The 12,220-nt window shown below is 61.2% G+C and carries 12 protein-coding genes; 3 read left to right on the top strand and 9 right to left on the bottom strand.

The features are described 5' to 3' along the window. Positions 1–933 (top strand): MurR/RpiR family transcriptional regulator, encoded by a 933-nt coding sequence (locus tag VQ830_RS21515; protein WP_337270203.1) that lies wholly within the window; start codon positions 1–3, stop codon positions 931–933. A 12-nt stretch (positions 934–945) separates the two neighbouring features. Here the strand turns inward: VQ830_RS21515 and VQ830_RS21510 are convergent, their stop codons facing one another. Continuing rightward, a complete protein-coding gene (locus VQ830_RS21510) occupies positions 946–1,845 on the bottom strand; it encodes a MurR/RpiR family transcriptional regulator (protein WP_337270202.1) in 900 nt (299 codons plus the stop codon). A gap of 217 nt (positions 1,846–2,062) precedes the next feature. On the opposite strand from VQ830_RS21510, the gene VQ830_RS21505 reads away from it, so the two are divergent. Then, positions 2,063–3,388, top strand: coding sequence for an aspartate aminotransferase family protein (locus VQ830_RS21505; RefSeq protein WP_337270201.1), 1,326 nt, complete (start codon positions 2,063–2,065; stop codon positions 3,386–3,388). A 17-nt stretch (positions 3,389–3,405) separates the two neighbouring features. Beyond that, positions 3,406–3,945, top strand: a complete 540-nt coding sequence (locus tag VQ830_RS21500) for a carboxymuconolactone decarboxylase family protein (protein ID WP_337270200.1) — start codon at positions 3,406–3,408, stop codon at positions 3,943–3,945. 184 nt (positions 3,946–4,129) lie between these two features. On the opposite strand, the gene VQ830_RS21495 is transcribed toward VQ830_RS21500, so the two are convergent. Genes VQ830_RS21495 through VQ830_RS21460 form a run of 8 tightly spaced genes read right to left on the bottom strand, consistent with a single transcriptional unit; the run spans position 4,130 to position 12,216 of the window. After that, complete coding sequence (locus tag VQ830_RS21495) at positions 4,130–4,885, bottom strand: SDR family NAD(P)-dependent oxidoreductase (RefSeq protein WP_337270199.1); 756 nt, start codon at positions 4,883–4,885, stop codon at positions 4,130–4,132. A gap of 16 nt (positions 4,886–4,901) precedes the next feature. Further along, positions 4,902–5,672, bottom strand: coding sequence for an SDR family NAD(P)-dependent oxidoreductase (locus VQ830_RS21490; protein ID WP_337270198.1), 771 nt, complete (start codon positions 5,670–5,672; stop codon positions 4,902–4,904). Next, positions 5,665–7,176, bottom strand: a complete 1,512-nt coding sequence (locus VQ830_RS21485; RefSeq protein WP_337270197.1) for an FGGY-family carbohydrate kinase — start codon at positions 7,174–7,176, stop codon at positions 5,665–5,667. The genes VQ830_RS21490 and VQ830_RS21485 overlap by 8 nt, the downstream gene beginning before the upstream one ends. Positions 7,177–7,220: 44 nt before the next feature. Then, on the bottom strand, positions 7,221–7,556 hold the full coding sequence (locus tag VQ830_RS21480; RefSeq protein ID WP_337270196.1) for a carboxymuconolactone decarboxylase family protein: 336 nt from the start codon (positions 7,554–7,556) through the stop codon (positions 7,221–7,223). 12 nt (positions 7,557–7,568) lie between these two features. Beyond that, entirely contained in the window at positions 7,569–9,164 is a 1,596-nt protein-coding gene (locus VQ830_RS21475; protein WP_337270195.1) for an acetoin dehydrogenase dihydrolipoyllysine-residue acetyltransferase subunit, read from the bottom strand. Further along, positions 9,161–10,138, bottom strand: a complete 978-nt coding sequence (locus VQ830_RS21470) for an alpha-ketoacid dehydrogenase subunit beta (RefSeq protein ID WP_337270194.1) — start codon at positions 10,136–10,138, stop codon at positions 9,161–9,163. The genes VQ830_RS21475 and VQ830_RS21470 overlap by 4 nt, the downstream gene beginning before the upstream one ends. Then, a complete protein-coding gene (locus VQ830_RS21465) occupies positions 10,135–11,211 on the bottom strand; it encodes a thiamine pyrophosphate-dependent dehydrogenase E1 component subunit alpha (protein WP_337270193.1) in 1,077 nt (358 codons plus the stop codon). The genes VQ830_RS21470 and VQ830_RS21465 overlap by 4 nt, the downstream gene beginning before the upstream one ends. 12 nt (positions 11,212–11,223) lie before the next feature. Continuing rightward, positions 11,224–12,216, bottom strand: a complete 993-nt coding sequence (locus VQ830_RS21460; RefSeq protein WP_337270192.1) for an ABC transporter permease — start codon at positions 12,214–12,216, stop codon at positions 11,224–11,226. Positions 12,217–12,220: the final 4 nt, after the last annotated feature.

Here is a 12,220-nt window from a genome sequence, read left to right as displayed (position 1 = left end):
ATGACGGGCAATGACCTGCCAACCACTTTCGAGCGTCCACGGACGCTGGAAGAATTGCGGGCGCTGACCGTCGACATAAGGCGTGGCGAGACGGGTTTGTCGTTGGGCAGCAAAGCGCTCGACGTCTTATCGCGACTGGTCGATATACCGGAACAGGCTGCGGTTCGAAGCATATCGGAGCTGTCGGCGGCACTTGGCGTCAACCCATCGACGCTCACGCGGCTCGCCCAGCGTCTGGGCTATGGTGGCTTCAACGATTTCCAGGGCATTTTCCGCGAGGCAATCACCGACGACGAGCGCTACTTCTACAGCCGACAGGCGGGCCGGCTAATTTCCGCGCGAAAGGGCGACGGCGAAGAACACGCAGTCCTCGTACGGCTGGCGATAGAATCGAAAGCCAATATCGACGGCTTCCTCGCCCAACTCGACGACGGGCACCTGCGGCACGCAGCAGCGCTGCTGGCCCACGCGCCCCGTATTCGGGTATATGGTGTAAGGCAGTTCCATGCCTTCGCTAGCTTCCTGACCTACGGGCTTTCGATGCTGCGCGACGATGTCGGCCTTCTTGACTCACCGCGCCTTGGTGAAGCGGAGGGGCTGGCCCAGCTTTCGGCGGGCGACGTGCTTGTTGTCGCCAGCTGCGCGCCCTATACGCGGAATGTAGCAGATGTCGCGACCATTGCTGCGCGCTACGGTATTCGCGTAATCGCCGTCACCGACACCCGGTCATCACCGCTCGTCGCGCCTTCCGAACATGCATTCTTTGTTCCGCACGCCAGCAGCTTCTTCAGCAACAGCATGGGCGCTTACGTCGTTTTCTGCGAGGGCTTACTCAACCTGGTTGCGGGCAGTCTGGGAGAAACCGCCGTCAACGCCCTTGCACGGCGTGAAGCGCTGATCAAGGACCTGCGGATCGAAGCGGATAGCCCATGACCGCGATCCGGCTTATATCTTTCGATGCGGAATAGATGTCGCATAGGTGTTCAGGGCTTTAAGATGCTGATCTACGCGCTTTAACTCCTCAAGGCTCGCAGACTCGTCCCTCGCTGCCAGCAGCCCACACAGGACTTCCGAGATAGCGAGCGCTGGCGTCAACGTGTGAAAGAAGGTCAGGCTTTCAGTCGGACACAGGATCACCTCATCAGCGAGGGACACCAGCGGAGAAACCTCACTATCAGTGATGGCAACGACCCCCATTCCCTTGCCGCGGGCGACCTCCGCCAGTTCAAGCGTCTCACGGGCATAGGGGTTGATCGAGATCACCAGGAGAACATCCTGCGCGCCGGCTCGAATGAGCCCGTCGCCGCCCGTTCCAGCCTGACCGTCAAGATGCACCGATTTCTGGCCGAGCAAGTTCATGACGTAGTGGAAATGCCATACCACGGAGTGGCAAGAGCGGAGCCCGAGAACATAGATTCGGCGCGCGTCGTAAAGGCGAGTTGCGGCCGAACCGAGCCGTGCCAACGCATGGGGTTCGCAGAGGCTGGCAATCTGTGCCGAAAGCCCGCTTAGCATCCGTTCCGCCAAGCCTTCTTTCGCTTCACCCCTCCGACGGCCTCCTTTCAAAGCGGCGCGAGCGGCAAAGCCCTCGCTGCCGCCACGGATAAGCTCGGCATAATGCATGCGAATGTCGTCATAGCCGGACAAACCCAGGAACTTCGCAAGCCTAGTCATAGTCGAGGGCTGCACACCGGCGCTCCGCGCAAGTTCCCGCATGGAGACCAGCGCCACTTCCTGTGGGTGTTCGATGATGTGGCGAGCCGCCTGTTGCAATTGCGGCGACATGCCATCGAAGCGTTCGACGATAAGCGAACGCAGAGGATCGTTCTGCAACACTTGGTTCATGCCCTACCTCGCTGTTTCAACCATGCTGTTCCCCAGGTCAGCACGAAAGTCAATATTTCAGGGTGATCGCGTCGATCGGCAGGCGCCATCCATGGGAGATACGATCGTTTCGTATATGAAAAAATAAAACAATTGTTGCACTTTTTCTCCGGATCTGCAATCTGGCGTGTGACAACACTTCCCCGTCGACACCCGAGCGCGCAGCCAGGACACTTCTATGACCAAAATACTCCACCGTTCCATCGCCTCCGATCTGCCGCGCGCCGTTGCTGGAGAGGGGGTCTACGTTATTGACAATGAAGGCCAGCGTTATCTAGACGGTTCGGGCGGCGCCGCCGTCAGTTGCCTTGGACACAATCATCCTGAAGTGCTGGAGGCTATGAGGGAACAGATGGGCCGCATCTCCTATGCCCACACATCCTTCTTCACCACGGATGCGGCCGAAGAGCTTGCCGAGAAACTTGTGGCGCTGACACCGGAAGGTCTCGACTACGTTTATCTGGTTTCGGGTGGCTCGGAAGCCGTAGAGGCTGCTCTCAAGATGGCCCGCCAATATTTTGTGGAGATGGGTCAGCCGCAGCGGCGCCATATTATCGCACGCCGGCAGAGCTATCATGGCAACACGATCGGCGCGCTGGCGGCAGGTGGCAACGCATGGCGCCGCGCGCAATTCCAGCCCATCCTACCGGAAACGCATCATATCTCGCCCTGCTATGCATACCGTGATATGTCGCCTGAAGAGACGCCGGAAGCCTACGCAACCCGTCTGGCAGCGGAGCTGGAAGCGAAGATCCTGGAGCTTGGGCCCGATCAGGTCATGACCTTCATTGCCGAACCGGTCGTTGGTGCTACCCTAGGCGCAGTAGGCCCGGTCGCTGATTACTTCAAGAAGATCAGGCAGGTCTGCGATAAATACGGCGTGCTTCTGATCCTCGATGAAGTGATGTGCGGCATGGGTCGTACAGGAACGATATTCGCACTGGAACAGGAAGGCATCGTGCCCGATCTCGTCACAATCGCTAAAGGTCTGGGGGGTGGTTTCCAGCCGATCGGCGCAGTGATGCTATCGAGCAGGATTTATAATGCTTTCGCTGATGGTTCCGGGCTGTTCCAGCATGGTCACACCTATATCGGCCACCCAATGGCGGCCGCCGCCGCTAACAAGGTGGTTGAAATCCTGACCCGTCCCGGCCTGATGGATAATGTCCTGGCAATGGGCGAGCGCCTTCAGGCGGGGCTTGAGGCCCGTCTCGGGCAGTCGCCTTATGTCGGAGATATTCGCGGTCGCGGTCTGTTTCGCGGCGTCGAGATTGTGGCGGACAGGGACAACAAAACGCCCTTTGACCCCGCCCTTAAAACCCATTCCCGAATCAAGAAGGAAGCCATGCGAAGAGGCCTGATGTGCTATCCGATGGGTGGCACGATCGATGGCCGCCACGGCGACCACATCCTGCTCGCCCCTCCCTACATCATCCGCCCGGACGAAATCGATATGATTGTCGACCGGCTGACGGACGCTGTCAACGCTGCCGTAACGGCCTAAACTTCGGAGCGCTCGTGATGACGACGTCCCCCTGCCCGCCCCTCTCCGACGACAACTGGCCGGACGAAATCGCCGACATGCTGCCAGGCTTCGCAGGCGCACTGAACGTCTACCGCACCATGGCGCATCATCCGGCGCTCCTCAAAGCCTGGGCTCCATTGCGCCAACACATCGTCAAGGATAGCGCCCTGGGGCCCCTCCGCTCTGAGGTCGTGATCCTGCGCGCCGCTCACCGGATGGGTTCCTCCTATGAATGGGCTCACCATGTCAGTCGCGCCCGCGCACTCGGAATGACCGATGCGCGCATCCTTGCGATACGCGCTACACCGGAGGGTGAAGATGGCCTTATTACCCAAGCCGTCGATGCGCTATTCGATCTGCATCGCCTGCCGCCCGATCTGGAAACGAGGATTTCTGTCTTGCTCGGACAGCAAGGTGTGTTCGACCTAATCGCCACGGTCGGTTTCTATTCGGTGCTTGGCTACATGCTGATGACATACGATACACCGGTCGACAAGGATGTTGCGAAGGAAGTGGCTGTGAGACCGTTGTCCTGAATTGACGTTGTGCGCATTCGCTGGAGTTTATCCCGTCGCGATGATATCCTGGCGTTGACTTCTTGTAACCCGTCACGCTGCACTCTTATAAGCCGGCCAGAATGGAAACGCCCGCTTTTAAAGCTCTTCATGAGACTTGGATCCGAAACCCGCTGGAATGACGTACCAGCGGGTCTAACGTTGCCTAGCTCAACACGATCCCGCCGTCCACATTAAGGCTTTGACCAGTAATAAAGCCCGCGTCATCTGAAGCGAAGAAGGCGACCGTGCCCACCACATCCTCGGGATCGCCGATGCGGCGGATCGCGGTCTTTTCCTGCCAGCTGTTGCGTACCTCCGGATCGTCAAGATTGACGCGTCCCATGTCGGTCAGGATGATCCCCGGACAGACGCAGTTCGCGGTAATGCCGTCGACACCGACTTCTTGGGCCAGAACACGGGTGAAGCCCATGACCGCGGCCTTTGACGCCGAATAGTGTGCCTGAGAAGGCGCGCCGTGCTTGCCGCCGATGGAGGCGATGTTGACGATACGGCCATATTTGCGAGCCTTCATCAGCGGCAAAAGCGCCTGTATAACCAGGAACGTGCCCTTGGCGTTCACATCCATGACGCTGTCCCAATATTCTTCCCTGAGGCCTTCCACTTCCCCGGCGATCAGAATGCCGGCGTTGTTGACGACAGCGTCGATGTGCCCGAATGAATCGGCCACAGTCTTCACCATAGCCTCGACTTCGCCTTTTCTGCTCACATCGGCAAACGCGATCACGGTGCGCCGGCCCATGGCCTCGATCTGGCCGGCAACGTCTGAAAGTGCATCCTTCTGCCGCTCGATGTCATTGAGCGCCACGTCATAACCTCTGCGGGCAAGTCCGAGCGCGATGGCAGCGCCGATGCCGCGGCTGGCACCGGTCACGAGAACGGTGCGGTTGGAAGATCTCATCTGGGGTCTCCGTTTTTTACATTGCGGTATAGCCGCCGTCGATCGTCAGCACCGTGCCGGTGATGTAGCTCGACGCGTCGGCAGCGAGGAAAAGGACGGCGTTGGCAATCTCGCGCGGTTCACCGAGGCGCCCCATCGGGGTCATCCGGATCCAGGTGTCGAACCATTCCGGATTGCTGCGGCCGCGCAGCGTGAGTTGAGTACCTACATAGCCGGGTGCCACGGCATTGACCCGGACGCCGCTCTTTGCCCACTCCACCGCCAGCGATTTGGTCAAAAGATTCACGCCAGCCTTGGCTGCATTGTAGGACACCTGCGGCTGTGGATGGACCGTGACCTCGCCGCAGATGGACGAGATGTTGACCATCGAGCCTCGCCCGGCGGCCACCATATGGCGGCCAAAAGCCTGCGCACAGTTGAAGACGCCGCCGAGATCGATATCCAGCACGGACTTCCAGTCGTCCAGCCTCATCTCCAGAGCCGGCACGTTGCGCACGATGCCTGCATTGTTGACAAGCACGTCCACAGCGCCGTGGCTCGCATAAATGGTCTCGACTGCAGCGGCTACCATCCCGGGCTGCGCCACATCAAACGCGACGAATGCCGCCTTTCCACCCGCGCCGGCAATGGCATCAACCAAGATAGCACCTTCGGCCTCGTCGCGGTCCGCTATAATGACATGGGCGCCTGCTAGAGCCAATCGTTCAGCAATTGCCCGCCCGATTCCGCGCGCTGCACCAGTGACGACGGCGCGCTTGCCATCTAGCCTGAAGTCTGCATCAGCCATGTGCCTGTTTCTCCTTTGCAAATGCGGATTTCAGCGCCGGATAAAGCGCCCGGTACTGCTGGTAAATGCCGTTGTAGAGCGCCATCTCGCGAGTACGGGGCTCGATGCGCTTGCCCGGACGCACCATCGCCGCAATGCCTTCGTCAATCGTGGCAAAATGCCCGGCGCCGTGGGCTGCCAGAACGGCGGAGCCGACGGAGGGCGCATCACGCGATGCGGGCACGCAGACCGGCAGCCCCGCGGTGTCGGCGTGGATCTGCAGCCATAAATCTGATGCCCCGGCGCCGCCACCGATGGTGATCTCGGTGCCGCGGTAGCCGGCATCGGCCATGGTGTCGAGGATGGCGCGGGTTCCAAACCCGATTCCTTCCATGATGGCGCGGAAGATATGATGCGGCTCATGGGCGAGCGTCAGGCCGACAATGGCGCCCCGCGACAGCGGATCGGTATAGGGCGTGCGGTTACCCTGAAAATGATCTTGCACGAGCAAACCGTCGCAGCCCGGCTCCAGCGCCAGCGCCTTGCGGTTCATCACGTCGAGGTCCATCGTACCGTTCATCACGCGGCCGAGCCAGGCGATGATCGACCCGGTCGATGTCTGGCCACCCTCGATGATGTAACGATCCGGATAGACGCAGTCGCGATATGTGCCCCACACACCCGGCGCGTTGACCGCATGCTCGGTAACGCCGAACTGCAGGTGCGACGAACCGGTAATCAGAGCGAGTTGTCCCGGCTTCGCGACCCCAAGGCCGATCATGCCGATCAATGCATCGGCGCCGCCCTGCACAAGCTTCACCTTCGTCGAAAGTCCAAGCTCGTCGGCAGCACGGGTAGACAGGTTCGCCACGACACCACCGGGTGCCACCACCCGTTCCGGCCATTTCTCCAACAGCGCGGACAGGCCGAGTTGTTCGACCAGGGACTTCGGCCAGCCCCCACGATCCGTTGCATAGTGCCAGCGCAGCGTCAGATTGTTGAGACTGGCGGCTCGCTCGCCGGTCAGCCGCATGGTCATGAAATCCTGGTATTCGCAGATGGTGTGGGCGCGCTCGAAGACATCCGGCTCATTTCTGGCGATCCACAATGCCTTCGGGATCATCCACTCGGCCGACACGGGTCCGCACCCGCCGCCATTCGAAACGAGCGCCTGATCGCCCGTTGCAAGAACGGCATCGGCCTCCGCATTGGCGCGCACATCCATCCAGATAATGGCCGGGCGAAGCGCCCGGCCGTTCTCATCGAGGGCGACAACCGTGCAACTGGTCGTCGCAAGCGTGATCGCCTCGATCGCTGACGGATCGACTCGTGCCTCACCGATTGCTTGGCGCGAGGCTGCCACAAACGCCTGCCACCAGTCCTCGGGATCCTGTTCGGCGCGGGCACCCGCCGAGAACTTCGTCTCGTAGGGAACGGCGACACTGCCGAGGCATTGGCCCGAAAGATCGTAGACACGCGCCCGAAGGCTCTCGGTACCGCCATCCGCGGTCAGGAAATAGCTCATTACTCTCCTCCCGCACCGGCTCCCCAGCCGGCGCATCATCAGCGCTATTGAAGCGCGCGCATGATTTCCAGTGCTTTTGCTCCATACATGACAGCCGGGCCGCCACCCATTTCGATAGCGACGTCCAGCGCCTCCACCAGTTCGGCTTCCCGGGCGCCATGCTTCACTGCCGCATCCACATGGTAGAGGATGCAGTCCTCGCAGCCCTTGGATATGGCAATGGCAACGGCCATCAGTTCCTTCTGTGCGGCACTGAAGCTGCCGGCAGCGGCAGCCGCCTTGCTGACGCGGGCAAAGCCCCCAAAGAGTTCCGGGCTTGCCTTTGCCAGCAGGCCGATCCGACGTTGTGCGTCTTTCACTTTCTCCGCTGTATCGGACATGTTTGTTTCACCTCACGAAAGAATTATATCGAGCACATCCTTCGTCTGGTCCCACTGCGGCATATGGCCGGAGCGCTGCAGCAGATGGATTGCCACGCGTGGTGGCAGAGCCAGAATGTGCATCCATGGAATGATCCGGTCCTCCGTGCCGAACAACACGCGGACAGGCATGACCGCGGAAAGGCGTTCGATCATTGGCAGGATATCGACCTTCTGGCCCGACGGGCCCGATATTGCCTCCGCGAGATCCTTGAGCCTCCCCTTTGCAAGGCTTGCCGCAAGCGCGTCGAGCGCGGCCTCGGAGAGGTCGACCCGGTTGACAGAAAGGCGTCGGAGTAGATGGGCCGCCTCGCCAGCCGCCTTCACATTTGCCATGCCATTTACGAAGTGGCCGTCGATCTCGGAACCGAGACCCGCAGGGGCGATCAGCGAGAGCGAGGCGACCCGGCCGGTGGCTGCCGAGGCGAGCGCTACGGCGGCGACCGAACCCAGCGAATGGGCGATGACGTCGATCTTCTCGACGCCGAGCGCATCCAGAAGCGGTACAAGATCCATGAACAGGTCCCGCGCATCAGTCCCCGCGATCTCGGTCAGACCATGGGCAGGCAGATCGGGAACGATCACCCGGCGTCCCGCTCTCTTGAGGCCGGCCACGACCGATGCCCATGTTGTCCGGTCGCCGGAGAAACCATGCATGAGGAGGACTGGCAGCCCGGTACCGGCGCCGGTGTCCAGATAGGCCATGCGGCCGCGTGGCAACGCCGCGAAGCGCACTTCCGCCGGCACCACGGCCACTGCCGATGGCGTCTCGCCATTGATCGCAGCAAGCACATCATCCTTCTCGATACGGCCACGCCGACCGCTGCCAGAAAGCGCAGCGATGTCGAGACCAGCCTTGCGGGCCAGGCGCCGTGCGAGCGGTGTTGCCCGCGTGCGTCCGGCTGGGTTGGTCGAGGCTGACGCCCTGCGGCGGATATCAGGTAGTGCCGCGGCGGTCTCGTTGCCGCCTTGAATTGGGGCAGGCCCGGCCTCGGCGGCAGCGCCGGCCGCGATCTCGATGCGCGCGATCGGCTCGCCGACCGTGACCATCTCTCCCTCACCCTGCAGGATGGCCTCGAGGCGGCCGTCCGTCAGGGCGGGAAATTCGGCGATCGTCTTGTCCGTCTCGATCTCTATGATGGCTTCGCCGCGGACGAATCTATCGCCCGGTGCCTTGAGCCATTTTGCTATCCGTCCTTCCTCCATCGTTTCGCCGAGGCGCGGCATGGCAAGGTCGGTTTCAACCATGCCTTCCGAGGCGGCTGCGACAGCCGCCTCGGTGGACGACTGGCTCTCTTCGCCCTCTTCCGAGGTCCAATCAGGCCCTGCGCCAATGTCGATGCGGGCCAGCGGCATGCCGACTTCGATCGTGTCGCCGATGGAGACGAGGATTTCGTTCAGCCGCCCGTCGCCGAGCGCCGGAAACTCGGCAATCGTCTTGTCTGTCTCGATCTCGATGATGGAGTCGCCGCGCTTGAAGCTGTCACCGATGTCGATCAACCAGCCGACGATCTTGCCTTCCTCCATCGTCTCGCCGAGACGCGGCATCTTTAGGATACGCTCGTTCATGACAGCATTCTTTCGGCGACGTCGGCGATGCTGCGGGCGGAAGGTACGCTGCCGGATTCAAGTTCCTGTGAGACGGAGATCGGGATGTCCTCGCCGGCAACACGAACGACCGGTTGCTCGAGGAAATCGAAGCATTCTTCCGAGATGCGGGCTGCAAGTTCTGCCGCGACACCTGATGTCATGACACCTTCGGACACGACCATCGCCTTGCCGACGCGCTCGACGTGCTCGCGCACGGTGTCGAAATCGAGTGGGTTGAGCGTGCGCAGATCAATAACGGTCACCTCGATGCCCTTCTTGGCGAGCATCTCGGCGGCTTCCATTGCATAGAAAACCTGCCGGGAATAGGTGACGATAACCAGATCGTCGCCTGAGCGCCGCACCGCCGCCTTGCCCCAGGGAAGAGGGTCGGCATCGAAGTCGACTTCTTCCTTGCGGGTATAGAGCGCCTTGTGCTCGATGAAGACGACCGGGTCCGGCTTGGTCAGGCTCTGGCGCAGCAGGTGATAGGCATCGGCGGCCGTTGCCGGCATCGCCAGGCGCAGGCCGGGCGTGTGCATGACCCAGGCCTCGAGGCTCTGGGAATGCTGCGCGCCGGCGGAGCGGCCCGTGCCGCCCTGGGTGCGCAGCACCATTGGCACACCGATCTGGCCACCGAACATATAGCGGATCTTGGCCGCCTGGTTGGCGAGCTGGTCCATAGTCATGCCGAGGAAGTCGATATACATCAGCTCCGCGACCGGGCGCAGCCCGGTCATCGCGGCCCCCACCGCAGCGCCGATGATGGCAGGCTCGGAAATCGGAGTATCGATCAGCCGCTCGGCACCGTAGGTCTTGATCAAGTCCTTGGTGACGCCATAGGCTCCGCCGTACCGGCCTACTTCCTCGCCGATGACGACGATCGTCTTGTCTTCGGCCATCGCATCGTCAAGCGCCTTGCGCAACGCATCTCTATAAGTGGTCGAGGTCATCATGCATCATCCCTGGCAAGTACGCGGTCGATCCGGACGCTGACGGGCTCCGGCTCGGGTTCGCCGACGGCATAGACGTCGCGGAACATGGAGGTGAGCGGTGGTGCCTCGGACTCCACCGTGAAGTCGATCGTAGCGTCCATCTCGGCGGCGATCTCCTTGTCGAGTGCATCGAGCACGCTTTCCTTTTCGAGGCCGCCTTCGATCAGCTTGCTGCGGGCAAAGAGAACGGGATCCTTCTTGCGGCCCTCCAGCTCTTCCGCCTCGTCACGGTATGGGCTCTTGTCCATCCGGGCGTGGCCGAAGAAGCGATAGACGTCGATCATCAGGAAGCCGGGCTTTCCGGCACGAGCTTCGTCGATCAGCCAGCTCGCCTGTTCGCGCACCGCTTCGACATCATTGCCATCGACCATCACGCCGTTAAGGCCAAAAGCACGAGCGCGTTCATCAATCCGTGTGTTACGGGTCGCCTGATCGATGCGCGTGCCCATGCCGTACTGGTTGTTGATACAGACGAAGAGAATAGGCAGGTCCCAGAGGGCCGCCATGTTCATGCTTTCATACAGAATGCCCTGCTGCGCGGCCCCGTCGCCGAAGAAGGCGATCGAGACCGAGTTCTGCTTGAGATATTTGCTTGAAAGGCCGGCTCCGACCACGGCCGGGATGCCGCCACCGACGATGGCGTTGGCACCGAGATGGCCGAGTGCCATGTCGGCGATGTGCATGGAGCCGCCCTTGCCGCGGCAATAGCCCGTCTCTTTGCCGCCGATTTCGGCCATCATCTGCCGGGGATCAGCACCACGCGCCAGGAAAATGCCATGCCCACGATGATGGGTGGTGAAGGTGTCCTGCGGCTGCATGACGGCACAGACGCCCGCGGCGCTCGATTCCTCGCCGATCGACAGATGGAGCATGGAACCGGCGGACTGTCCACGGATGAAGAGTTCACCCACTCTTTCCTCGAAGGTGCGGATGCGCCGCATCATCTTGTAGAGGTCCATGAGCTGGCTGTTGCTGCGGCCGGCAGATCCGACATCCGCCGCAGGTTGGCCTTTATTGAGACTGTTGTCTGACACGATATGATCCTTTTAGAAGAAGCGGATTTCGCCACGCAGCACGGCAAGCGCGACAGCTGCGATCATCACGACGCCGCGCACGATGTTCTGCAGATAGAATGGCGCACCCAGCAGATTGAGGCCGTTGTCCAGCATGCCGATGATGCACACGCCGATGATGGTCCCTTCCACGGAAGCCCGGCCCGGCCGGAATGCCGTCATGCCGATGAAGACTGCCGTCAGCGCATCCATGAGATAGGGCTCGCCGGCGCCGGGCTGACCCGTGCCGAGGCGGGCCGTCAACATTACGCCGGCAACAGCAGCTCCCGTTGCAGAGATCACCAGGGCGATCTGGCGGCAGCGGTTGACATTGATGCCGGAAAGGCGGGCAGCAACGATATTGGTACCAGTGGCAACGGTTGCGCGGCCATAGCGGGTGCGGTTGATCAGCGTGTGGACTGCGATGACCACGATGATGGCGAGCAGCACAGGAACCGGGAAGAACCCGAAGATGCGGCCGGTCGACAGATAGTAGAAGGAGTCGGGCATCTGTGCGTAGATGCTGTCGCCGCCGCTATAGGCATAATTGATACCGAGTGCGATCGGCCCCATGCCCAGCGTGGCGATCAGGGAAGGAATGCGCAGCTTCGTCACCAGGAAGCCATTGACGATGCCGATGATGAGACCGGACAGGATAGACAGCGGGATGGCAACGTAGACCGGCTGGTTGTTCAGCACGAGCAGCCCCGCAACCAGCATAGCCGAAAGTCCGGCCACCTGCCCGACCGAAAGATCGAACTCGCCGCTGACGACGGCCACCGTCAAGGCGCTTGCCACAACCGTCAACGTGGATATCTGCACGAGCACGTTGCTGAGGTTATTGGCGCTGAGGAAGCGCGGGCTGAAGATCGAGAATGCGATGAAGATCAGCACGGCTGCGAAAACGGTGCCATAGCGGCTGACGAAGTCCATCCAGTTTATCGATCGCGGCTGCTGAATTTTGATCGTGTTCTCTGTCACTGTCATGGAT

It is taken from the genome of Oryzifoliimicrobium ureilyticum, from assembly GCF_037199735.1.
Taxonomy (GTDB): Bacteria; Pseudomonadota; Alphaproteobacteria; order Rhizobiales; family Rhizobiaceae; genus Rhizobium; species Rhizobium ureilyticus.
The sequence above is the reverse complement of the archived record's forward strand: the minus strand, read 5'-3'. Positions and strand labels throughout refer to the sequence as shown.